Genomic DNA, 1,191 nt, shown 5'->3' with positions numbered 1-1,191 from the left:
TTCCTGATCCTGCAACTGCGCGAACTCGCCGAGTTGGCCGCCGAACTCGACCGCACCGGCGAAGCCGCCACCTGGGCTCACTCGGCCGACACCCTCCAGACCGCCGTGATCCACGAGCTGTGGACGGGGGAACGCTTCCAGGCCCTGGCACCCCACACGGGCACGGCTGCCACCAGCCTCAGCCTGCTCGACCTGATGCCGGTCGTCCTCGGCGAGCATCTGCCCACCGACATCAGCACCCGCCTGGCCGCCCTCATCGAGACCCACCTGACCGCCCACGGACTGGCCACCGAGCGGCCCGGCTCACCCCACTACCAGGCCGACGGCTACTGGCGCGGACCGATCTGGGCACCCGCCACCGTCCTCATCGAGGACGGCCTGCGCCGCGCCGGGCACGGGGACCTGGCCGACGAGATCAGTGCCCGCTTCCGCGCCCTGTGCGAGACCTCCGGCTTCGCCGAGAACTTCGACGCCCTCACCGGCGAAGGGCTGCGCGACCGCGCCTACACCTGGACCGCCAGCAGCTACCTCCTCCTCGCCGAGGCACACGCACACCGCGCCGGCCGCTGACCGACCCGGCCGCCCCAAGCCCCGGGACCGATCGGGCCCCGGCACCTTCACCGCACTCCCACCCAGAGGAGCCGCACCATGAGGTCACCCACCACACGTCCCAGGCCGACCACCCGCACCCGTCGACGAGCGGCTTCGACCGTCGCCGTCCTGCTCGCCGCACTGGCCACGACCCTGGGGCCCGCCGCCCCGGCACAGGCCGCCGACACCTCCGTCGCCGTCGACTTCTCCGCCGTCGGCGGCGCCCCCGCATACCACGCCTCGGGCACCCTCTACGGAATGACGGAAGACGGCTCGCTGCCCCAGGACCACTTCTACACGGACATCAAGTGGAAGCTGGAACGGGCCGGCGGCGCCCAGCTGGACAGCCCGGGAGGCTGGGTCGCCGGCAAGTACGACCGTCGGTGGAACTCCACGCTGGCCCAGTACAAGCGCACCAAGGCACTGGGCGGCACCTTCGTCATCCTGCCGCACGACATCTGGGGCGCCGACGGCACCACCACCCCCACCTTCCCCGGTGACAACGGCGACTGGTCCCGCTTCGACGCCTTCTACGACCGCCTTCTCGGCGACGTGAAGGCCGCGGGCATGACCGACATCGAGTGGGACATACGAGCCCGA

The 1,191-nt window shown here is 71.6% G+C and carries 1 protein-coding gene and 1 pseudogene; both read left to right on the top strand.

What is annotated here, in order from left to right; genetic code table 11:
* On the top strand, positions 1 to 570 hold a 570-nt coding region (locus C2142_RS36805), incomplete at its 5' end, for a trehalase family glycosidase (protein WP_277347304.1).
* A gap of 78 nt (positions 571 to 648) precedes the next feature.
* Positions 649 to 1,191: pseudogene (locus C2142_RS41175) on the top strand (beta-xylosidase); the annotation flags it as partial.

The organism is Streptomyces sp. CB01881 (assembly GCF_002953255.1).
Classification (GTDB): Bacteria; Actinomycetota; Actinomycetes; order Streptomycetales; family Streptomycetaceae; genus Kitasatospora.
Note: the sequence above shows the minus strand (reverse complement) of the source record. Positions and strands in the feature narration are given on the sequence as shown.